Genomic DNA, 21,671 nt, shown 5'->3' with positions numbered 1-21,671 from the left:
TTGATGGACGGGCATCGGCGCGGCTTCCCACCGCAACTGTCGACCACGGCCCACCGATGCGCGGGCCGCGGGCCGGCCGCGAACGCGGAACTTGATGACAATTCCTCACAACATAGTTCCGATATTTCGTTTGCTGCACGGGTATTGGCTATCCACAATCCATTCACCTCTTTCGCGATGAAAGGTTCTTCGGAGACGGAGCCGCGGCGATCGACCGGCCAGTTGGGACGTTGCATGACGCCCCGCTGGCGGACGAGATGACCGGCACGCGGGAGGTTGCCGACGCGCGGCAGTCGCGCGTTGCATCCCGGCCCCCAGAACAAGGATTGTCATGACGTTCCGCATTCGTTCGCTTTCCGGCGTCGCATTGACCGCCGCGATCCTCGCGCTCCAGTCGGGCGCGGTTCATGCGCAGGAGACGGTCGTCAAGGTCGGCGTGGCCGGCCCGCTGACGGGCGGCGGCGCAGCCTACGGCAAGGACATCGAGAACGGCGTGCGCATGGCCGTCGACGAAGCGAACGCCGCGCATACGACGGTGGGCGGCAAGCCCGTGAAGTTCGTGGTCGCGTCGCAGGACGACCAGAGCGATCCGCGTACCGGCGTGCAGGCCGCGCAGCAGCTCGCCGACGCGCAGGTGGCCGTCGTGATCGGCCACTTCAACTCGGGCACGACGCTGCCCGCCTCGAAGATCTACGCGAAGGCCGGCATTCCGATGATCACGCCGTCGGCGACCAATCCCGACATCACGCGCGCCGGGCTCGGCACCGTGTATCGCGTGATCGCGACCGACACGCAGAACGCCGGCAATGCAGGCGCCTATGCGGCGAGCGTGACCAAGGCGAAGCGCATCGCGATCATCGACGACCGCACCGCGTTCGGCCAGGGCGAAGCCGACGAATTCGAGAAGTCCGTGAAGGCGAACGGCGGCACGATCGTCGCGCGCGAATTCACGAACGACAAGGCGGTGGACTTCAGCGCGCAGCTCACGAAGATCAAGAGCACCAATGCCGATCTCGTGTTCTTCGGCGGCCTCGACGCGCAGGCCGCGATGCTCGTGAAGCGCATGCGCCAGCTCGGCATCCGCGCGCAGTTCCTCGCGGGCGGCGGCGTGATGAACGCGAACTTCATCAAGCTGGCCGGCAACGCGGCGGAAGGCGCGTCCGTGTGGGAATACGGGCAGCCGCTGTCGCGTCTCGCGAAGGGCAAGCAGTTCGAAACGAAATTCAAGCAGAAGTACGGCATCGACATGCTCGCGTATGCGCCGTTCGCGTACGACGCGACGTGGATCGCGATCAACGCGATGCAGAAGGCGAACTCGACGAAGCCGGCCGATTTCAACGGCGCGCTGAAGGGTACGCGCTACGACGGCATCACGGGCACGATCGCGTTCACGAACACGGGCGACCTGAAGAACCCGAGCTCGACGCTGTATGAGGTGAAGAACGCCGCGTGGCAGCCCGTCACGACGAAATCGGCGGATTGAACGCAACCCGCGCGCGCGGACTTTCGCGGCGACGCCGGACGTGCTGAAATGCCATCAGCGATCGGTTGCGATCGCGGCGCACGCCGGTGTGGCAGCCGCACGAGTCTGCCCGCGCGACGCCGCGTGTGACGCGGCACGAACAACCCATGGGCGGGGCCGGCTGGCCGCGCCCAACATGTGCAACTGGAGTCAGTCGTGAGTTCTCAAGTCGTCATTGTCGGCGGTGGTGTGATCGGCAGCTCGATCGCCTATTTCCTGCGCGCCACCGATCCCACGGTATCCGTGACCGTGATCGAGCGCGACCCCACCTATGCGCGATCGTCGTCGGCGTTGTCGGCCGCGTCGATTCGCCAGCAATTCTCGACGCCGCTGTCGATCGAGATGTCGCTGTTCGGTATCGACTTCCTGCGCACGATCGGCGAACGGCTCGAAGTGGATGGCCACCAGCCGTCGATCGATCTGCACGAAGGCGGCTACCTGTTCCTCGCGACGCCGGCCGGCGATGCGACGCTGCGCGAGAACCACGCGCTGCAGACGAGCCTCGGCGCGGACATCCGGCTGATGGATCGCGATGCGCTGCGCGCGAAGTTTCCGTGGCTGAACGTCGACGATCTCGTGTCGGGCGCGTATGGCGTGAGCGGCGAAGGCTGGTTCGACGGCTACGGGCTCGTGCAGGCGCTGCGCAAGAAGGCGCAGGCGCTGGGCGTGCGCTATGTGCCGTCCGACGTGAAGTCGGTGGTGCGCGACGGCCGCAAGGTCACGCATGTGGTCACGGCCGATGGCGAACGCTATGCGTGCGACACGCTCGTCAACGCGGCAGGGGCGTGGACACGCATGCTGTCGTCGATGATGGGCATCGACATTCCCGTGTATGCGCGGCGCCGCAGCATCTTCAACGTGTCGTCGCCGGCGAAGCTCACCGATTGCCCGCTGCTGATCGATCCGACCGGCGTGTATTTCCGGCCGGAAGGGCGCACGTACATCTGCGGGACGTCGCCGAGCCCGAACCGCGACCCGGACGACCTGCCGCTCGACGAAGTCGACCACGACCTGTTCGACGAGGTGATCTGGCCGACGCTCGCGAATCGCGTGCCGGAGTTCGAGGCGCTGCGCGTGGAGAACTGCTGGTCCGGATACTACGAGTACAACGTGTTCGACCACAACGCGATCATCGGGTATCACCCGGAACTCGATAACGTCGTGTTCGCGAACGGCTACAGCGGCCACGGGCTGCAGCAAGGGCCGGCGACGGGGCGCGGGGTCAGTGAACTCATTCTGGGCGGGCGTTATGACACGCTCGACCTGTCGACGCTCGGCTGGGCGCGGGTGCTGGAAAACCGGCCGATCGTCGAAAAGAACGTCGTGTAGCGCGGCGTAACCCGCCCGGTGTGGTGGGCGGGGGATTCTCCTTGTGTCTCAACTCATTGGCCCGACTGTGTCGGGCCTTTTTTGTTGCGCGTGTCAGCCGACGCCGTAGACCGCGTCGCGCAGATCGAGCGTGTACTGGCCGTTCATCCCTTCGTAAAGCGTGTTCGACAGCGATACGACGGTGAGCCCGCGGGCGCGGTCGACGAACCACGAATGACCGTAGACACCGCCCCAGCGCCAGGTGCCCGGCGATTCCGGCGACAGCGCCGCACGCGGGTCGCGCAACACGGAAAACCCGATTCCGTACCCCGCGCCGGGCAGGTCGGGCAACGCGAGACTGCCGGTGTGGATGCGGCCCATCTCGTCGACCAGCTCGGCCGGCAGAATCGCGCCGCCACCCGCCCGCAGTGTATCCAGCACGTTCAGCACGTCGTCGGCGGTGCCGACCATCCCGCCGCCGCCCGATGCGAATGCATCCGCGTTGAGTGCGCGCGACGGCGAGTACGTCACGCCGACGGACCCTTCGTAGATGGGTACGGCTTCGTTCTCGGCGAGCCGGTGCGGCTGCGGCGTGTCGTTGACGTAGGGTGTCGCGAGCCGTGCGGCGTCGCGAGCGACGAATCCCGTGTCGCGGGTACCGAGCGGGCGAAGCACCAGTGCATCGACTGCATCGGCGAGCGGCAGCCCGCTGACGGCCTCGATCACCGCGCCGACCACGTCGATGGAGAGCGAATAGTTCCAGCCGGTGCCGGGGGCGTACTGCAACGGCACGCTCGCGATCCTGCGCATGTTTTCGGCGAGCGTGATCGATGCGCCATCGAGCCCGTCGGAGACGCCCGCGCGTGCATACGGGCCAGTCGCGTCGGCTTCCGCGTAGCGATAGCCGAGGCCGGCGGTATGCGTGAGCAGGTGACGCACCTTGATCACCGGCACGCTGCCGTCACGCAGCGCCGGGCGGAACTCGGGCAGCCAGCGCGTGACGTCGTCGTCGAGCGACAGCTTGTGCTGTGCAACGAGCGCCATGGCGGCTGCCGCGACGATCGGCTTCGTCACCGACGCGAGCCTGAACAGCGTGTCCTCTTGCATCGGCGTGCGCGCTTCGCGGTCGGCGAACCCGGCCGCGCGGCGATAGACGAGCTCGCCGTCGCGTGCGATCAGGACGACCGCGCCGACGAGGCGTTGCGTGTCGAGTTGACGGGACAGTACCGCATCGACGCGCTCGGTGAGTGCGGGATCGGCCGACGGTTGCTGTGATGACGCTCGGTTGGGGATCATCGAAGACTCTGTCGTGGAGGGTGAGCCGACATGTTAGGCGGCATGCGCCGGTCGCGCCATTAATCCATACATGAAACAGGGCTACGTGCACGGTAACGGTCGACATCGACGGCCACCGGGCGGGTCTTTCGGCCGGGGGCCATGGCGGCCCCATCGCGGCGCACTGCTCCGGTTCGAGGCCGTGCCGCGTCAGGGATGTGCCGGGCCGCCGACAAAATATGCCCCAAGCGTCGGGCCGCGTTCGTTAGAATCTGCTTTCGTCGAGAAAATAACGCAATTGCATGGGTGCAGGGCGGTATCGCATGACGGACACTGCTCGCCCAGATTCCATCGTTCATCTTTCACCGGAGGCGAGCATGCCTGGTTTACTTCCCGATGTTGACCGCGAGGGGCTCCTCGAATATTCGGTGGTGTACACCGATCGCTCGGTCAACCATATGTCGCAACGCTTTCAGGGCGTCATGCGCGACATCTCCGGCACGCTGAAAAAAGTCTACAACGCGAAGTCGGTCGTGATCGTTCCGGGTAGCGGAACGTTCGGCATGGAAGCCGTCGCGCGGCAGTTTGCAACGAACAAGAAGTGCCTGGTCATCCGCAACGGCTGGTTCAGTTTCCGCTGGTCGCAGATTTTCGACATGGGCAGCATTCCGTCCGAAACGACGGTGCTGAAGGCGCGCCCGGTCGAAGCCGGACGGCAGGCCGCGTATGCGCCGGCCCCGATCGACGAGGTGGTCGCCGCGATCAAGGAGCACAAGCCGGATCTGGTCTTTGCGCCGCACGTCGAAACCGCGTCCGGGATGATGCTGCCCGATGGGTATCTGCGCGCGGTGTCGGATGCCGTGCATGCGGTCGGCGGCATGTTCGTGCTGGATTGCATCGCGTCCGGCACGGTGTGGGTCGACATGCAGGCCAGCGGCGTCGATATCCTGATCAGCGCGCCGCAGAAGGGCTGGAGCGCATCGCCGTGCTGCGCGATGGTCATGCTCAGCGAGCTTGCCCGCGAACGTATCGATGGCACGACCAGCACCAGCTTCGCGTGCGATCTGCGCAAGTGGCTGCAGATCATGGAAGCGTATGAGGGCGGCGGGTTCGCGTACCACGCGACGATGCCCACGGACAGCCTCACGACGCTGCGCGACGTGATGAAGGAAACCGAGGCATACGGTTTCGACAAGGTGAAAGCGGAGCAGCTCGAGCTCGGCACGCGCATTCGCGCGCTGCTGGCCGACAAGGGTTTCCGGAGCGTGGCGGCCGAAGGCTTCGAGGCACCGGGCGTCGTGGTCAGCTATACGGACGACGACGGGATTCGATCCGGGAAGAAGTTCGCCGACGTCGGCTTGCAGATCGCGGCCGGCGTGCCGCTGCAATGCGACGAGCCGGAGGATTTCAAGACCTTCCGTCTCGGGCTGTTCGGCCTCGACAAGCTGCATGATGTCGACGGTGCGGTCGCCCGGTTTGCCGACGCGCTGGATCGGATTCTCTAAGCCGGTTGTCCGGGCTTGGCGAGGCTGTGGACGGTAGGTGGGTACACCTGCGGTCTACCGCCTGGCCGGCTTGATGGTCTGGGTCTGGTCCGATGCGCGCGTGCGGGTTCCCGGTTCGACGGACTCAAGCGTCGCGAGGTCGGCCCGTCTGCCTGTATGGTCGACCTGAAGGATCCGCATGGCATACCTCGTTCGACAGGAAGTCCCGTCGGTAGCCGCCTATATCGACATTCGCGTTGCCGCGGGGTTGAGCAGAAAGTCGGAGCAGGCCGCGACGATCGGGTTGAAGAACGGTCTTTTCAGCGTCGTCGCTTACTGCGACAGCGATCCGGTCGGCATTGGCCGGGTAATCGGTGACGGCGGCTGTTTCTTCGAGATCGTGGACATCGCGGTATTGCCCGCTCACCAGAAGAAAGGCGTGGGCGACCTGATCATGCGCGCACTCATGGGCTACCTTCACGAGCATGCGCCGCCGACCGCCTATGTCAGCCTGATGGCCGATCACGGGACGCCGAAGTTCTACGAGCGTTACGGCTTCCAGCCGTCGCTGCTGCCCGAGAAGGCGGGGATGTTCCTGCGCATCGCGTAGCGCGCGGGACGCCGATGCAAGTCGTCAGATGTGCTGGTGCACGATCTTGACGCGATGCCCGAGAATCTTGCCGAGTTCGACGGCGAGGCGTGGCTCGATCAGCCAGTTCGTGAACCCGAATCCGAGATTGCCGAATGCCCAGTCGAGCTCGAGGAACGTCCAGGCGACGATGCGTGCCGAGCCGCCGCATGCGGGGCAGGCGAGCGTGTCATCGGCTTCGTTCGAGTACCACGCGCTGACTGCGTCGCCCCAGGGCACCTCATCGAGTGAGTGAGACGCGCCGCAGTGTGGACAACGGACGTCGTTCGGCCCCGGGCCTGAATGAAAGACCGTGTGTTCGGTCTCGAGGCCGACGCCGCACCAGTCGTTGCCGAGGCGGATGAACTCGGACCACGCAGCGGCATTCGGGCCGGGACGATAGATATCGCCGTAGAGCCCATTGCCGCTTTCGGGCACCGATTGCACGATGCCTTGCCCGGCAAGCCATGCGATGCCGCGCTGCGCGAGGATCGGTGTTTCTTCAAGGCTTGCGTCGATATCGACGACCCAGACGATATTGTCACTCATGGCGAATCGGGGTATCAGATCGGATGGTCGGGTATGACCGGCTCAGTCGTTCGATTGTCGATGATTCGAACATGCCTGTCGAACGACCCGGATGGGTGCCGATAAAGGCTTCCTCGACGGGGAGGACGATCGGGCGATGACAGGGCCGGCACGTTTCGTCACGGCGTCGGCAACGTTCAACCGTCTGTCAGGCGCTGGTTCGGGTAAGGGTCTTCATCCGAAGACTGGTGCCAGACGGATCGATCGGCCCGCTGAAGTGCTTCAGCATGTTTTTCCGTGAGCCGTTCGATGTCCGACGCCGCCAACAGGTTCTCCGACGCGCTGATCGAGTCGCCGCTGGTGAGATACAGATAGAGCGCGGTCAATTCTTCCAGTTCTGGCGCGTCCGATGTGACCGTGAACATGGCTGGATCGGTGTCGGTCGGGTCGATCGCGACGCGCGGGGCGTCGCTTTTCCGGTCGCGGAGGTACAGGCGCGTCCAGAGCCTGCTGTTGACCGGATAGGCATCGCCATCCGTATCCACATTCCGTGGGTACCCGTACAGCAGGTCGATAAAGCACCTGAAATCCGGGCGGTTTCTGGCGATCTTGACGGTATGCATCGGGCTCCTGGTGTTTCGCACGCTGCTGAAGATCGCAGCTAGAAGCGATTCTAAATCGCTATGCCGAAAGACGCTTCATGAGCGTTCTGGCGGTGTCGAAGACGCGCGTCGATGTCTTGCGAGATCGAGTCTGCTGACTGCCATGCTCGTGAGCAACCGCTTCCGAATCATGTCGGACGTCTTGAGCTTCAAGGCGCCCGGTCGCGAGTGTCGTTGGGGCGGCGGATCTCACCGCTTACGGGTTCTTGTCTCGTTACTTGCCCGATTCGTCCGCTGACCATACGGCCAGTTCATAGCCGTCGTGATCAATAAAGTGGAAACGCCGGCCGCCGGGAAACGAGAAAGTCTGGCGGCTGATCGTGGCGCCCGCCGCCTCGATCCTTCGTTGGGTTTCGACCAGATCGTCAGCGTAGAGGATGACGAGCGGGCCGCCCGGCCGGACGGGCTCACCGGTTGTCAACCCACCCGTGATCCGGCCGTCTTGGAACTCGGTGTAGGTTGGGCCGTAATCGGTGAAGGTCCAGCCGAACACGCTGCCATAGAAGGCCTTGCTTCGTGCAATGTCGCTGACATTGAATTCGATGTTGTCGATCTGACGGTCTTTCCCTCGAATGTTCATGTGTACCCGTTTCCGTAGTTGTTTGCCGGGAGGCAATTATAGGTACCGTGACCGCACGTCACGACACGGTACGGTTCCGGAGATCAAATCGTTCAATCATCGCCGATGGCGGACAGGTGCTGCGTGCCAGGCGGGCAGCCGCTACCGCGTCAGGCAATACAAGACATCGGGGCAGCCTTCCTCGTTCCTGCTTCCGTCACTGTATGCAATCGCAACGAACCCATGCCGCTCGTAAAACGCAGCGGCATCGCGATTCATCTGGAACGTATAGAGCTGGAGCAGGCCAACCGTCTGCGACTTCACCGATGCCAGGAGGGAAGACCCGATCCCTCGTCGCTTGAATTCGGGGCAGACATACAACTGATCAAGCCATGCCACGCCATCGGTCACGACGTGCGCAGCCATGCCGACGATGCGGTTATCGTTCACGGCAACGGTAACGTTGCCCGACGGCACCAGTACGTTGGCCACCCAATCGTGGACAGCGGCTTCGGCGTGCGCGAGCGGTGCATAGGATGCCAGCGTGTTGCGCGACCGTAGATAGACGTCAGCCACCTCGGCGGCATCATCCGCAATCGCTCGACGCAAGATCAAGGGCATGTATCGGCCGCTCCGATATCTTCAAAGAGTGCACAACGATAGCAGCACGGAATCGAACTTCCAACATCGCGCAGAATGCGCTGAAACGGGCGAGATCGGAAGTTCAGCGCGAAGTATTGCGTTTGCGGTACCGCGAATCGGCAGTGAAATCTCGTTACCGATTCACTGCTTCTTTCCGGGATTCCCGGGATCCGACATTCCCGTATCATCTGTCCGATTCGCCGGGATCGCACGACTTGGCGATTTCGCACACAGGAAAGGACGAGCGATGAAGGTCGAAGGGCGCGGCCACGGTAAAGCGATCAAGCAAAACGCGGTGGCGGCACCGAACCGGGCCGGTATCGCACCCGTCACGAAGAGCACCGACCCGCGCGATTACCAGGATGCGCCAGGTATCGCCGCCGTCATGCCGAAAGCCTTTCCCGACGGCTTCGTCGTCGCCGAGCATCGGCACCCGCGCGCGCAACTCGTCTACACCACGACGGGCATTGCCGAAGTCATTGCCAGCCAGTCGCTCTGGATGATCCCGCCTCATCGCGCACTCTGGATTCCGCCCGACCTGCCGCACGCGATGCGCGCACACGGGCCACTCGAAATGCGCACCGTCTACGTCGACCCGCACGCGTACCGATCGGCATACCCGGATCAGCCGAGCCTGGTCAACGTGTCGCCGCTGCTGCGTGAGTTGATCGTGCGCGCGTCGTCGTTCCCGGTCGAGGTCAATCCTGACGGACGCGACGATCTCGTCATCCAGCTCATGCTGGCCGAAATCGAGTGGTCGCCCGAGCAGCCCTTGCGGCTGCCGTCCGGCCAGGACCGGCGCCTTGCCCGTGTGTGCGACGCGATTCTGGCGAATCCGGCCGATCAACGCACGCTGACGGAGTGGGCCGATGAAGTCGGTGCGTCGAGCCGGACACTGGCCCGGCTGTTCACTGCCGAAACCGGGCTGTCGTTCAGCCAGTGGCGCCAGCAGGCGCGGATTTCGGCCGCGCGCCCGTTGCTGGCGTCGGGATGCGCCGTGATCGCCGTCGCGGCCGAACTCGGCTACGAAACCACGAGCGCGTTCTCGACCGTGTTTCGCCGGTTTGTCGGCATGACGCCCAGCGCGTACGCGAAACTGTCCGATTCCGCGTAGCAATCGTCTGTCCAGCAAACGCGGGGCGTGGCGTACAAGCTTATCGTGTCGATCATCGATAACACTGACCGAACGAGGTAAGCCGACATGACGCGACACGATATCGAATTCCTGTCCGAAGCCGCCACGCTGCGAGGCTGGTACTACGAGCCGACGCAGCGCCTTGCCGATACGCCGACGTATCCGGCGATCGTGATGGCGCACGGATTCTCCGGCGTGAAGGAACAATATCTGGACCGCTACGCCGAGGTGTTTGCCGCCAGCGGTTTTGGCGTGCTGCTCTACGATCACCGGAATTTTGGCGCAAGCGACGGGTACCCGCGTCAGGAGATCGACCCCGTGCAACAGAAGCGCGGCTATCGCGATGCAATCAGCTATCTGCTGACGCGCCCCGAGGTCGACGCCGCACGCATCGGCATCTGGGGCACCAGTTACAGCGGCGGCCACGTGCTCGAAGTCGCGGCCATCGATCGGCGCGTCAAATGCGTGGTTGCGCAGGTGCCGACGATCAGCGGGTATCAGTCGGCGTTGCGCCGCACGCGTTCCGATCTGGTGCCGGCACTGCTGGCTCGCTTCGATGAAGATCGCAGGCAGCGATTTGCGGGCGGCCCGCCGGCGATGTTGCCGGCAGTCAGTGCCGATCCGGCGACAGCCTGTGCGATGGCCGGCGCGGACGCGTACCGGTTCTTCACCGAGTCGGCGGCGCGGTGTGCGCCGAACTGGAAAAACGAAGTGACGCTGCGCAGCGCCGAGATGTCGCGCGAGAACGAACCGGGCCAGTATGTCGATCGCATTTCGCCCACCCCGTTGCTGATGATCGTGGCCGACCAGGATCTGCTGACGCCCACCGACCTGTGTCTCAAGGCGTGGGGAAACGCACTGGAGCCGAAGCGCTTGCTCCAGATCAAGGGCGGACATTTCACGCCGTATATCGAGCATTTCGACGCAACCAGCCAGGCGGCGGTGGAGTGGTTCACGCTGCATCTGTCCGGCGTGCGTTGATCTGGCTCGTTGCCGCGTCGGCGGTGTCCACGACTTGTATGAAGGTCGCCGCCGCCGGTTTTGACGGCGACTGCGTTTGCAAGGCAAGTGGAAGGTTGATGCGCGACGGCGCCACGCCACCCGCCGGAAGCGACGCCGGCGAACGATTCGCGGCGCCGAGTCGTTGCACGGGCTCACCGACGATACGTCACCACTTGGCCGCACACAGCGGCGGCCGATGCTTCGTTATATGGAGTAATAGCTGTAATCTGGCCTGAAATTTTCTATCCGGCGACTCGGGCTAGACTGGTCTCGCCTTGATACCCCCCCAAGGTGTTGTTGTGTTCTCGGCTTGGCCCGCACTGTCCGGTGCGGGCCAATTTTTCGGGCGGGCGCCACCGGCAGCCGAACGATCGCCGACCGGATGCACATTGGAGGAAACGCAGCGTGACAGTACGCCCGACAGTCCGCGATGCCGGTTCGCTCGTGCGGATCGCCGCGTTGAGCGCGGCGGCCGCCGCCGCGATGATGTCCGCCATGCCGCCGGCGTTCGCGCAAGCCAGCGAGCCCGTGACCAGCAGCGTATTCGTGCACCGGTCGTACGATACGGGCAATAGCGCGATCAACGAGAACTTCCAGTACATCACGCATCCGCCGATACGGCCGGTCGCCGCGAGCGCACCGCCGGTCACGCATGGCGCGCACCGCGGCCGTCGCGGACAATCGGGCACCACGAATTCTGCCGGCGCAACGGGCAGCGGGTCGAACAGCGCGGCCATTCCCTTGCCGACCATGCCGGCAGACGGATCATCCGGTGCGCCGGTTTCCCAATAGCAATTCATTTCCGAATCCTTTCAGGCACGCGTGGCGATCGACGACCGGTTGCAAGGTCGTGCGCGACCGTTGGGTGTCGCCGGCATCGCGATGACGTTGTGTAGCACGGTGTGACCGCTCGATGAGGGGTGAGCGGGATGTCTCCTTGTATCTCGCTCGTTGGCCCGACTGTGTCGGGCTTTTTTTGTTCGGTCGCGAGCGGGTGTGCGGGTGACGGCCACGTGTGGCAACATCGCGGTGATTTCCACATTCCATCCGGGTGCCGGCAGACCCATCTATCCGAGGGGGAGTCATGTTTGACCATGTCAAATTCGGCGTGAGCGACTATGCAGCCAGCAAGGCGTTTTTCCTGAGCGCGCTTGAACCGCTTGGCGTAGTGGTGCAGGGGGAGGGCGAGCCTTCGTACGGCATCGAGCTTTCTCCGCCGGGCAAGCCCTCGTTGTGCCTGTTCCAGACGACGGAGAAACCGGCGCATCTTCACATCGCGTTCGTGGCCGACCACCGGCAGCAAGTCGACGCGTTCTATCGCGCGGCGCTGGAGTCAGGCGGGAAGGACAATGGCGCACCGGGGCTGCGGCCGCACTATCACGCGAATTACTACGCGGCGTTTGTCATCGGGCCGGATGGACACAATATCGAGGTGGTGTGTCATCAGGCGCAGGGGAGCGCTTCGGGCGACTGATCGCTGTCGTTCAAACCATGAGCGAACGCATACGCCACGCACGCAACCGAGCATTCCGGGATGAGTGAAATCACCATTGATTGGCCTTTTTATCTCGTCGTGCTTGGAACCGGCATTGAATACTGGCCCGTGACGCTTTGTGTCGGCGTGGCTGGATGGTATTTCGGGGCGACTCGCCTGCGCGGCGCATGGCGAGCGGCATGCCTCATCATTGCGCTCTTGTGCATCGTTGTTGCTGGCGCCGGGATTTACTTGTCCCTTGGTTAGCATTCGGGAACATCACGCTGACGGAGGGTGTGCAAAGTGTTGTCGGCGTGGGCGTGCTGTACGCGTCGGAGAGCGAGCGGTCGAGAGCAGGCGCCGGATTTCGGTGCCTGGCGTGTCAACAAGTAGTGGAAAGGCAGCGTAGAGGAATGACGAGAAATCGCGGTAAAGGGATGCGCGCCGACAGCGGTGCGGGTGTGTTCCCCTTGAGGGCACGGGCCGTACTTTTGGGGGCGGTTTTATTTTTCCCGTTGGCGTACCACTGCCAGGCTCACGCCGAAGAGTCGGTGCCGAAGAACATCACGCCGGCGAGCTCCGGATATAAAACGGAGATCTTCAATCTCGTCGGCCCGGACGGAGATCAATCCGGCACGGCGATCGGCCGGACGGTATCGGCCGCATTCGACAATTTCCTGAATCTGGCCGGCCAGGATTCGAAAACGATTCGGAAGCGCTTGCTGAGCGGTCCCGCGACGGAAGGGACGCTGTGGAAAATCGGCGAGTCGCGCGAGTGGCTTTATCACCTTTGCCAGGCCCACCAGTGCAACGTGACGAATGTCGCTTTGCTTGTCGATGAGCAGACGCACCGCACGGCCGGGCGGTTGTTGTACCGCTGCGAGACAAAGTGGCTCGGAAACCCGAGCGTGGCGGAAAGGGCGCTGATCGAGCGCGAATATCCGGTCAAGATTGACGCGGACGACGCGAAGTTCTTTTGCAAGACACACTGATCAACGTGATTTTCCCCACCGCGGCGACCGCGACGGTACGCGTTTATTCGGGACCGTGTTCGCGTTGATGCCAGGGGAGGGCTTCGTAAGCCTGTCATTCCTGACCGGAAGGGAGCGGGCCCGTCGAGCGCATTGAATGACGTCCGGCCGGCAGTTGGCGGAGCGGCTGGATGGCGGTTCTATTTCTTCCGTGATCGCGGTAAGAACAGCTCCGTGGTTGCGGCAAGCGAACTGGCGTCAAACATCTTCAAAAGTTGTTCGGCGCGCATGTTGTACAGCTTGATGTGGACCAGCTCGATCGCGCCGCTGTCGTCCTCGAGCACGGATGCTTCGACGTCCGGACTCACGTAGTTTTGTTCGCCGGCGTACCGTGCGAGTTGCTGCATCCCGAGCGTCGTCGTAAGGAAGCTTCGTGTGGCTTCGGGCAGGCGGGTATCGGTTCTGAACTCCCAGCCATCGTCAGTCAGCCACTTTTCATTCGGTAGCGGGAGAATGAATGCCGCTTCGTAGCGTCCCTTCAATGGACCTCCTTGAATCATTGCGAAAGACAGGCGATTGAAGCATATCTTTCCCGCGCCCGACATGTTTGGGCCAAGTCGACATGATTCAGGGATCGCCGACGATCCGGACAAGCTGGCCAGGACTGTCGAGATGAAATTGCAGGCGATGCTTTGTGTAGCGGCACATCGAACGCTTCGCGCAGGTTTGCACCCGCACGCCGGACTTGTCCGGCAACGCAGCCGTGAACTGCGAATAGCAGTTCTTCCTTCACCGACTCGCTGCAACGGAGAGACGAGCAATGACCTTGAAAAGCATCCGCAGGGCGACGGCAGACGACGTACCGGTGCTGACGCAGATCCGGAACGATGCGCACGCGAAGAAGCTTGCGCACGGCGATCATGTGTGGGGCAAGGAAGGCGACGGATTTTCCGAGGCGTGGGTACGCGACAACGTCTCCCGGAAGGACGTGTATGTCGTTGAACTGGACGGCACGTTGGCCGGAACGTTCTCGCTCGCGTTCGACGAGGACAAGCACTGGGGGCCGCAGGAACCGATTGCCGGTTACGTGCACGGGCTGTGCGTGCGGCAAGGTTTCAACGGGCAAGGGCTCGGCAGCTTCATGCTCGACTGGTGCGCTCACAAGGTGAGCAGCCTGAACCGGCGTTTCGTTCGACTCGATTGCGCCGTTGAAAACGTGACGCTCTGCGCTTACTACGCGTCGCTCGGCTTCATTCGCGTCGGGCTGAAATCAGACGGGATCGTCTGGTCGCTGTACGAGAAGCCGGCCGATTAACTTTCAATCGGGACCCTGGCACATTCACCCGGACCGCTCAATCAACCGCTGCACGACCACGACCAGTATGCGAGCCGAACTGCGCGACCCCGTCGACCATCACAAGCTTCAACTGCTGTTGCCGCTGACCAGGGCCGTGTTCCAGCTGCACGAGAACGGACGCGAATACGCGACGGAGTTGCAGCAGATTTCCCGGTTGCTGGGAGACGATGTCGATCAAATCGATGTCCTCGGCGCGTTTGGTTCGACGTGTGCCGACGAATTTGCGAGGCAGTTGGCAATCGACTGGCATGCCGTGCCGACCGATCTGTCGGAGCCGGAGCTTCTGGAACTGCTTGATGCCGTCTGCGCGTGTCGCGGAGACGAGACGCTGATCGATTACTGGATTCGATGCTTGTCGATCAACACCTGCGATGACCGCATTTCGGACCTCATCTTCTGGCCTGAAACCTACTTCGGTGCGGAATACGACGGGCGGGAGCTTTCGCCGGCCGAGATGCTGGAGGTTGTCCTCCGCAAGCGGGGCATGGAATGAAACGGGCGACGACCTTCGCCGCAAACGTCCACGGCGGATTTTCGCGTGAAGACCAGGAAATTACCTCGACGTCCTCCAGCCGCCCACACAACCCCTTCGATTTCACTTGCACCTGACGCTACGTCAGCTTTTATGGTCGACACCGACGACTGGGAAAAAATGCGACTGAAAATCGGCGATCTGGCGAAGCAGGCAGGACTGAGCGTCCGGGCCCTGCATCACTACGATGCAATCGGGCTGCTGTCACCGTCGCAGCGCACGGACGGCGGCGCGCGCCTGTATGGGCGGGACGACCTCGTCCGGCTGCATCGGATCGAGGCGCTGAAACGGTTCGGGTATTCGCTGCCGGACATCAAGGCCAGCCTCGATGGGCAACTCGCGGGCTCACCGCTCCAGCTTCTGCGGCGCCAGATCGCGGCACTCGACGTGCAGGCATCGCGCGCGCAGCGCCTCAGTCGTCACCTGCAATACATCGTGGACATGATCGCCGCCGGCGACGAGACCACGGCGACCGACTGGCTGAACGCTCTGGAGTTGATGAACATGATCCAAAAACACCTTGATGACGACGAACTCGATGCGCTGCTGGCAACCGGGCCGGATACGATCGCGCCCACGGATCCCGCCTGGATCGAACTGATCGACGAAGTCCGCATTGCCCGGCAGCAGGCGCTGCCGGCCGACTGCGACGCCGCTCATGCACTGGCGTGGCGCTGGATCAGGCTCGTGGTTCGGATGACCCGCAACGACCCGACGCTCGCGACCAAGCTGATGCAGATGCAGCTCGACGAGCCGCGCGCTCCGCAAATCGTCGGCATCACGGCGGAGATGCTGACATGGATCGACGAAGCGTTCGCGCACGCGCGCTGCGCGCTGCTGGCGAAGTATCTCGATCCGGCCCAGGCCGACGAGGTGCGGCGGCGCCAGTTCGCCGCGATGAAGCATCGGGCGTGGCCGGCGCTGGTGGTCGAGCTGAGAGCGCACATGGACGCGGGCGTCGACGCCGGCGCCGCATCGGTGCAGGCCATCGTCAAGCGCTGGCAGCAGTTGTTTCTCGACAGCTTCTGCGGCGACGATGCGGCGCTGGAAGCACGCGTGCGCGATGCGATGATGCGTGAACCGGATCTGCAACTGGGCATCGGCCTCGACGATGCGTTGCTGGCCTATCTGAACCGGGCGCATATCGTCGGCCACGACACGACGCCGGTGAACGCCGGCCCCAAGCCGAGCGCATTGATGGTGGCCACGCAGCGGGCCGCGCACCAGTTGCTCGACCGGCCGCTGGTGCTCGACGATCCGGTCGCGCTGACCGTCCTCGGCACGGACGAGGCGCAAGCCTTGCGCGACAACCTCGACAAGTACCGCCAGCCGATGACGGTGGGCATGCGCAGCACGGTGGTCGTTCGCAGCCGGCTGGCCGACGATGTCTGGGCCGATGCGATCGAACGCGGCACCTGCCAGTACGTGGTGCTCGGCGCGGGGCTCGATACCAGCGCATACCGGCGACCCGATGCGCCGGGGCGCGTGTTCGAGGTCGACCTGCCGGCGACGCAGGCGTGGAAGCAGGCCCGCTTGCGCGAGGCCGGCATCGCGGTGCCGCCGTCGCTGCACTTCGTGCCGGTCGATTTCGAGCGTGTCGGTCTCGCGGAGGGGCTGGCGCGCGCCGGCTTCGATGCCGATGCGCCGGCGCTGTTCAGCTGGCTGGGCGTGACGATGTATCTCGACGAGGCCGCGGTCGTCGAGACGCTGCGCTTCATTGCCGGCTGCGCCAAAGGCAGTGCGGTTCTGCTCGAATATGTGGTCCCGCTGTCGAGCCTGTCGCCGATCGTGCGGATCGCGATGGAGCAGATGATGGTGCGATTCGCCGAGCGTGGCGAACCATGGAAGAGCTTCTTCGAACCCGCCGAGCTGACCGGGAGGCTGGCCGCGCTGGGTTTCAGCCACAGCAGCACGTGGACGCCGGACGAGTTGAACCAGCGTTATCTCGCGAATCGTTCCGACGGGCTGCATATCGGCGCGTCGCCGGGGCGTCTGGTGCTGGCCACCGTCTGATGTGGGTTAGCCGGCGCGCGTCGCCGGCCGCAACCGTTCATTCGACAGAAGCGGCCGGATCATCGACAATTCGCGGCGAACAAAACATGAGAGAAGGGGCCGGTGCATGCGCAGGTATTTCAAGCCGCTCAGCGTGATCTTGAGCATTTCCGTCGTTGGCATCGCAGGGGCTCAAGCCGCATCCAGCGAACTCGCATTCCCGCGTTTTAGCCAGGCGGAGGGCCGGCTGGACAACGAGGGGTTCCCGCTGTCCGGCGTGAAACTCTGTGTGCTCCCCGATCGCGCGCCGTGCTTCGAAATGCCGCCCGCGCCGCTTCCCGATGGCTCGACGGAGAACCAGTACCAGTTCGGTCTGAAGCCGCGATCCGAACGGTTGCCGATTGCGTCGGGCGGCTCGTGGGTGTTCTTCTCGGGGATGTTCTTCGGCGGTGGCAGCGGGATGCTGGAGCGCGTGGCGATATTGCGCTATGGCGCGAACGGCAAGATCGAGAACCTGATGCCGAAAGTCACCCAGACGGAGCTGGCCGACCGCGCGATGTGGAAGGTGCCGGACGTGTCGCCCTATCCGGTGTTCGTTCGAGCCGATTACGTGTGGGGCGACGGCGAGAGTCATTTCGAGGCGCACCTGTTCGTCGTCGATGCGTGGGTGTTCGATCCCGCCACCAGCCAGTACAGGAAGCGGTTTTCCTACCGGACGACCAAGCGCTATGACCGCGGCGAGGGCTCGGATCATGTGCTGACCGCCGAGCGTGCGGAAATTCTGCGTCGCCTCACCGCCAGCCAGTAGCCTGCTACGGGGCGGCACGGTATCCGTCGAAGCGCATGACGGCTTTCGGCGGACCCGGCGCGCCGCTCAAGGCCGGCGCGCGAACCCTTATCGCTGCGCTTCGCCGTACGTCTCCCGGCACACCTCGCGCAGTGCGTCCACGAGCAGATCGCGCGCCGGCGCGCGCGAATCGGCGGCGCGGGTAAACAGCGCGATGGGCGGGAGCGTCCACACCAGCGAGTACGGCACGATCGCCACGCCGGCGAACCGCACCAGTTCTTCCGCGATATCGGCAGGCACGATCGAGACGGCCTCGTCGCTCGACGCGATCATCTCGCCGATCAGCTTCGACGAGTAACTTTCGACGATCGGGACGGGCGGCGGGATGCCGGCCGACAGGAACAGGTCGGTCACCTGTTCCCGCATCGGCGTATGCGGGGCGCCGAGAATCCAGTCGAGCGCGTGCAGCTTGTGCCAGTCGAGCGCGGTGCGGGCCAGTTTCGCGGCAAGACGCCGGCTCGCGATCATGCGCGGCTGCTGCTGGTACAGCACCTCGAAGGAGACCTGGCCCAGATCGATCGCCGACGACGCCCGCCCGATCATGATGTCGACGCTGTGGTCCCTGAGCTGCAGCAGGAGCTGATCGCTGGTGCCTTCGTGAATCGTCACGGTCACGCGCCGCTCCATGCGCGCTTGCAGCCGCTTGAGCGCCGCCGACAGCATCTGTCCGGAAATGAACGGGATCACGCCGATATGCAGGTGGGCCGCATGCCCGGCGGCAACGGCCTCCATTTCGCGGGCGAGGTGGTCGAGATCCTGGATCATCGCCTTCGCCCGCTCGAGCACGACCGCGCCGAGCGCGGTGGGCCGCATGCCGCGCGACGAGCGCTCGAAGAGCGGCGTGCCGAACATGCTCTCCAGCTCGGACAACGCGTTCGTCACGGCCGGCTGGCTGCTGGCCATGTGCTCCGCGACGCGCGTCAGCGATCCGTGCTGCTGGATCTGCAACAACAGCACCAGGTGCCGCATCTTCAGGCGCGCGCCCAGCCGCCTGACCACGTCATTCGCATCAAAAGTCATTGACTGGTCATGTATTCATCATGAAAAAGTGATGGGCCGATATTAAAACAGAATCATCTCCTTATGGCGGATCCATAGAATCACCCTCATGGATCGCGCCGGGACTGGCCTGGCGCCCGTGCCCGGATCGAGAACATGAAACAGACAGAGACACAGCAGCAGGCCGCGTTCGACTATCACGAATTTCCGACCCCGGGAAAGATCTCGGTCGTCGCCAGCAAGCCGCTCGTGACCCAGCGCGATCTCGCGCTGGCCTACACGCCGGGCGTGGCGGGCGTGTGCGAAGCCATCGCCGCCGATCCGCTGCAGGCGCACCGTTTCACGAGCCGCGGCAACCTGGTGGGCGTGATCACGAACGGCACGGCCGTGCTGGGTCTGGGCAACATCGGCCCGCTCGCGTCCAAGCCGGTCATGGAAGGCAAGGCCGTGCTGTTCAAGAAGTTCGCGGGGATCGACGTGTTCGACATCGAGATCAACGAAACCGATCCGGACAAGCTGGTCGACATCATCGCCGGTCTCGAGCCGACCTTCGGCGGCATCAACCTCGAGGACATCAAGGCGCCCGAGTGCTTCACGGTCGAGCAGAAGCTGCGCGATCGCATGAAGATCCCCGTTTTCCACGACGATCAGCACGGCACCGCCATCACCGTCTCCGCCGCGTTCATCAACGGGCTGAAGGTCGTCGGGAAGTCGATTTCGGAAGTGAAGGTCGTGACTTCGGGCGCCGGGGCTGCTGCGCTGGCCTGCCTGGACCTGCTGGTCGATCTCGGGCTGCCGGTTGAAAACGTCTGGGTGACCGACATCGAAGGCGTCGTCTATCGCGGCCGCACCGCGCTGATGGACCCGGCGAAGTCGCGCTTTGCGCAGGAAACCGACGCGCGCAAGCTGGCCGAAGTGATCGGCGGCGCGGACGTGTTCCTGGGCCTGTCGGTCGGCGGCATCCTGACCGCCGACATGCTGAAAGAGATGGCGCCGCGCCCGCTGATTCTCGCGCTGGCCAACCCCACGCCGGAAATTTTCCCGGAACTGGCGCATGCGACGCGCGACGACGTCGTGATCGCGACGGGCCGCTCGGATTACCCGAACCAGGTCAACAACGTCCTCTGCTTCCCGTACATCTTCCGCGGTGCGCTGGACGTGGGCGCGACGACGATCACCCGCGAAATGGAGATCGCCGCGGTTCACGCGATCGCGGGGCTGGCCGAGGAAGAGCAGAACGACGTCGTCGCGGCCGCCTATGGTGCTTATGACGTGGCGTTCGGCGCGCAATACCTGATTCCGAAGCCGTTCGACCCGCGCCTGATCGTCCGTATCGCGCCGGCCGTGGCCAAGGCGGCGATGGACGCCGGCGTGGCGAAGCGCCCGCTGACCGATCTCGACGCGTACGTCGAGCAACTGCAGCAATTCGTCTACCACTCCGGCGCTTTCATGAAGCCGCTGTTCGCGACGGCACGCCAGCTGGTGCGCGACGGCGGCAAGGCGCGGATCGTCTTTACCGAAGGCGAGGACGAGCGCGTGCTGCGCGCGGTGCAGGTGATCGTCGACGAGAAGCTGGCGCGTCCGATCCTGGTCGGGCGCCCGGAGGTGCTGCTGGCACGCATCGAGCGCTTCGGCTTGCGGATCCGGCTCGGCCAGGATGTCGAGGTGACGAACCCCGAGTATGACGAGCGATTCCCGCAGTACTGGACGACGTATTGGGAGCTGCGGTGCCGGGATGGCATCTCGAAGGAGATGGCGCGGGTCGAGATGCGGCGTCGCCTGACGCTGATCGGCGCGATGATGGTGCGGCTCGGCGATGCGGACGGGATGGTCTGCGGGACGGTGGGCGAGTATCACAACCACCTGCGGTTCGTCGACGAAGTGATCGGCAAGAAGCCCGGTGCGTCGACCTATGCGGCGATGAACATCCTGTTGCTCGACCAGCGGACGGTCGCGCTGGTGGATACGCACGTCAACGACAATCCCGATGCGGAGCAGATCGCGGAATTCACGATTGCCGCGGCACGCCAGATGGAGTGGCTGAACCTGACGCCGAAGGCGGCGTTGCTGTCGCGGTCGAACTTCGGGTCGGGCAGTGCGGCGTCGGGCGTGAAGATGCGTCGGGCGCTGGAGATCGTCCGGGAGCAGGCGCCGGATATCGAGGCGGACGGCGAGATGCATGGCGACTGCGCGCTCGACGAGGGCTTGCGGTCGAGGCTGCTGCCGATGTCGCCGCTCAAGGGCGCTGCGAACCTGCTGGTTTGCCCGAACGTCGATGCGGGGAATATCGCGTACAACCTGCTCAAGACCGAGGCGGGCAGCAATGTGGCGGTGGGGCCGTTCCTGTTGGGCGTCAATGCGCCGGTGAACATCCTGACTTCGAGCGCGACGGTGCGGCGGATCGTGAATATGGCGGCGCTGACGGTGATTGAGGCGAATCGCAACGCGGGTGCCTGAGTAGGCGCAGGAAGGGGGGGCGGGTTGACCGGGCGTGGTGTCGTTCGGGCGGCTCGCCCCTTTTAGCTATTGATTTGAACACGTTGCGTAGCGCGGCGTGGGCCGAAATGGCGTTCGGGTTCGTCAAGGCGATCAAAGGCGGGATAGGCGTTGTTCATATCCTTATGGTGATCTTGACGAGTGTCGTTTATTACATTTTCGTGAAACGGCGCCTGATTTTCGCATTGCTTGCACTTCTCCAATCGAAAGGGCGTTGGGGTAAGTGGCAACGAGGGCGAGATAGCGCGGGCGGCATAA

The 21,671-nt window shown here is 63.9% G+C and carries 23 protein-coding genes; 16 read left to right on the top strand and 7 right to left on the bottom strand.

What is annotated here, in order from left to right:
* The 3 genes from JYJ84_RS01830 to JYJ84_RS01820 all read left to right on the top strand — a co-directional run.
* A partial coding sequence (locus JYJ84_RS01830; protein ID WP_205189110.1) for a hypothetical protein occupies positions 1-261 on the top strand: 261 nt, incomplete at its 5' end.
* Between the two features lie 70 nt (positions 262-331).
* Positions 332-1,483 carry a branched-chain amino acid ABC transporter substrate-binding protein gene (locus tag JYJ84_RS01825; protein ID WP_174961998.1) on the top strand — a complete coding sequence of 384 codons (1,152 nt, stop codon included), beginning with the start codon at positions 332-334 and terminating at the stop codon, positions 1,481-1,483.
* A 195-nt stretch (positions 1,484-1,678) separates the two neighbouring features.
* Positions 1,679-2,851, top strand: coding sequence for an FAD-binding oxidoreductase (locus tag JYJ84_RS01820; protein ID WP_175219201.1), 1,173 nt, complete (start codon positions 1,679-1,681; stop codon positions 2,849-2,851).
* Between the two features lie 93 nt (positions 2,852-2,944).
* Here JYJ84_RS01820 and JYJ84_RS01815 read toward each other — a convergent pair whose 3' ends face one another.
* Entirely contained in the window at positions 2,945-4,126 is a 1,182-nt protein-coding gene (locus tag JYJ84_RS01815; protein WP_122948787.1) for a serine hydrolase, read from the bottom strand.
* Between the two features lie 356 nt (positions 4,127-4,482).
* On the opposite strand from JYJ84_RS01815, the gene JYJ84_RS01810 reads away from it, so the two are divergent.
* On the top strand, positions 4,483-5,610 hold the full coding sequence (locus JYJ84_RS01810; RefSeq protein ID WP_175219203.1) for an aminotransferase class V-fold PLP-dependent enzyme: 1,128 nt from the start codon (positions 4,483-4,485) through the stop codon (positions 5,608-5,610).
* 178 nt (positions 5,611-5,788) lie between these two features.
* Entirely contained in the window at positions 5,789-6,199 is a 411-nt protein-coding gene (locus tag JYJ84_RS01805; RefSeq protein ID WP_122948789.1) for a GNAT family N-acetyltransferase, read from the top strand.
* 24 nt (positions 6,200-6,223) lie between these two features.
* Here the strand turns inward: JYJ84_RS01805 and JYJ84_RS01800 are convergent, their stop codons facing one another.
* From JYJ84_RS01800 to JYJ84_RS01785, 4 genes are all read right to left on the bottom strand, one after another.
* Positions 6,224-6,766 (bottom strand): serine/threonine protein kinase, encoded by a 543-nt coding sequence (locus JYJ84_RS01800; RefSeq protein ID WP_175219205.1) that lies wholly within the window; start codon positions 6,764-6,766, stop codon positions 6,224-6,226.
* 176 nt (positions 6,767-6,942) lie between these two features.
* Complete coding sequence (locus JYJ84_RS01795; RefSeq protein WP_175219207.1) at positions 6,943-7,368, bottom strand: hypothetical protein; 426 nt, start codon at positions 7,366-7,368, stop codon at positions 6,943-6,945.
* A gap of 253 nt (positions 7,369-7,621) precedes the next feature.
* Entirely contained in the window at positions 7,622-7,987 is a 366-nt protein-coding gene (locus JYJ84_RS01790; protein ID WP_175219209.1) for a VOC family protein, read from the bottom strand.
* A gap of 141 nt (positions 7,988-8,128) precedes the next feature.
* Positions 8,129-8,587, bottom strand: a complete 459-nt coding sequence (locus tag JYJ84_RS01785) for a GNAT family N-acetyltransferase (protein WP_175219211.1) — start codon at positions 8,585-8,587, stop codon at positions 8,129-8,131.
* 268 nt (positions 8,588-8,855) lie between these two features.
* Here JYJ84_RS01785 and JYJ84_RS01780 point away from each other — a divergent pair, with 268 nt between their 5' ends.
* The 6 genes from JYJ84_RS01780 to JYJ84_RS01755 all read left to right on the top strand — a co-directional run bounded on the left by JYJ84_RS01780 (position 8,856) and on the right by JYJ84_RS01755 (position 13,211).
* Positions 8,856-9,722: a helix-turn-helix domain-containing protein gene (locus tag JYJ84_RS01780; RefSeq protein WP_175219213.1), complete on the top strand. Its 867-nt coding sequence runs from the start codon at positions 8,856-8,858 to the stop codon at positions 9,720-9,722.
* 87 nt (positions 9,723-9,809) lie between these two features.
* Complete coding sequence (locus tag JYJ84_RS01775) at positions 9,810-10,724, top strand: alpha/beta hydrolase (protein ID WP_175219215.1); 915 nt, start codon at positions 9,810-9,812, stop codon at positions 10,722-10,724.
* A gap of 426 nt (positions 10,725-11,150) precedes the next feature.
* A complete protein-coding gene (locus JYJ84_RS01770; RefSeq protein WP_205182729.1) occupies positions 11,151-11,537 on the top strand; it encodes a hypothetical protein in 387 nt (128 codons plus the stop codon).
* Between the two features lie 292 nt (positions 11,538-11,829).
* Entirely contained in the window at positions 11,830-12,219 is a 390-nt protein-coding gene (locus tag JYJ84_RS01765) for a VOC family protein (RefSeq protein WP_122948797.1), read from the top strand.
* 60 nt (positions 12,220-12,279) lie between these two features.
* Positions 12,280-12,486 carry a hypothetical protein gene (locus JYJ84_RS01760; protein WP_122948798.1) on the top strand — a complete coding sequence of 69 codons (207 nt, stop codon included), beginning with the start codon at positions 12,280-12,282 and terminating at the stop codon, positions 12,484-12,486.
* Between the two features lie 170 nt (positions 12,487-12,656).
* Positions 12,657-13,211, top strand: coding sequence for a hypothetical protein (locus tag JYJ84_RS01755; protein ID WP_164462797.1), 555 nt, complete (start codon positions 12,657-12,659; stop codon positions 13,209-13,211).
* 179 nt (positions 13,212-13,390) lie between these two features.
* On the opposite strand, the gene JYJ84_RS01750 is transcribed toward JYJ84_RS01755, so the two are convergent.
* A complete protein-coding gene (locus JYJ84_RS01750; RefSeq protein ID WP_164462798.1) occupies positions 13,391-13,732 on the bottom strand; it encodes a hypothetical protein in 342 nt (113 codons plus the stop codon).
* A 278-nt stretch (positions 13,733-14,010) separates the two neighbouring features.
* On the opposite strand from JYJ84_RS01750, the gene JYJ84_RS01745 reads away from it, so the two are divergent.
* The 4 genes from JYJ84_RS01745 to JYJ84_RS01730 all read left to right on the top strand — a co-directional run bounded on the left by JYJ84_RS01745 (position 14,011) and on the right by JYJ84_RS01730 (position 17,879).
* Positions 14,011-14,505 carry a GNAT family N-acetyltransferase gene (locus JYJ84_RS01745; RefSeq protein WP_175219219.1) on the top strand — a complete coding sequence of 165 codons (495 nt, stop codon included), beginning with the start codon at positions 14,011-14,013 and terminating at the stop codon, positions 14,503-14,505.
* Positions 14,506-14,572: 67 nt separating this feature from the next.
* Positions 14,573-15,040 (top strand): hypothetical protein, encoded by a 468-nt coding sequence (locus JYJ84_RS01740; RefSeq protein WP_175219221.1) that lies wholly within the window; start codon positions 14,573-14,575, stop codon positions 15,038-15,040.
* Positions 15,041-15,199: 159 nt separating this feature from the next.
* Complete coding sequence (locus JYJ84_RS01735; protein ID WP_175219223.1) at positions 15,200-17,092, top strand: SAM-dependent methyltransferase; 1,893 nt, start codon at positions 15,200-15,202, stop codon at positions 17,090-17,092.
* A 106-nt stretch (positions 17,093-17,198) separates the two neighbouring features.
* Positions 17,199-17,879 carry a hypothetical protein gene (locus JYJ84_RS01730; protein ID WP_122948803.1) on the top strand — a complete coding sequence of 227 codons (681 nt, stop codon included), beginning with the start codon at positions 17,199-17,201 and terminating at the stop codon, positions 17,877-17,879.
* Between the two features lie 87 nt (positions 17,880-17,966).
* Here JYJ84_RS01730 and JYJ84_RS01725 read toward each other — a convergent pair whose 3' ends face one another.
* On the bottom strand, positions 17,967-18,938 hold the full coding sequence (locus JYJ84_RS01725; protein WP_174962029.1) for a LysR substrate-binding domain-containing protein: 972 nt from the start codon (positions 18,936-18,938) through the stop codon (positions 17,967-17,969).
* A gap of 135 nt (positions 18,939-19,073) precedes the next feature.
* Between JYJ84_RS01725 and JYJ84_RS01720 the strand changes: the two genes are divergently transcribed.
* Positions 19,074-21,374, top strand: a complete 2,301-nt coding sequence (locus JYJ84_RS01720) for an NADP-dependent malic enzyme (RefSeq protein ID WP_122948805.1) — start codon at positions 19,074-19,076, stop codon at positions 21,372-21,374.
* The last annotated feature ends 297 nt before the right edge of the window (positions 21,375-21,671 follow it).

Source organism: Burkholderia sp. LMG 13014 (assembly GCF_905232215.1).
Lineage (GTDB): Bacteria > Pseudomonadota > Gammaproteobacteria > Burkholderiales > Burkholderiaceae > Burkholderia.
This window is presented reverse-complemented; position numbering and strand designations above follow the sequence as displayed.